Below are 240 nucleotides of genomic sequence, written 5' to 3'. Positions count from 1 at the left end.
CTGTCAAAAGCAAAAACAGAGACATGATCTAGGTTGCATAGTGACAAATAACCGAGGGCAGCCGCAATTTGCACCGCCCGCTCCATTTTTCCCGGCTGCCCGTAGCCCATCGAGCGACTGCAATCAATGTACAGTGTGAGGTGAAGCTCCGTCTCGTCCAAATACTTTTTCAAAAAAAGCTTTCCCGACCGTGCGTAGGCATTCCAATCGAGCTGGCGCAGATCGTCTCCGGGAACATAC

1 protein-coding gene is annotated in these 240 nt (G+C 51.2%); it reads right to left on the bottom strand.

Features of this window, described 5'->3' with window-relative positions:
• Window positions 1-240: DUF58 domain-containing protein (locus SB775_RS33415; protein WP_410865596.1), on the bottom strand; the 240-nt coding region annotated here is incomplete at both ends.

This window comes from Peribacillus sp. SIMBA_075 (genome assembly GCF_046534585.1).
This window is presented reverse-complemented; position numbering and strand designations above follow the sequence as displayed.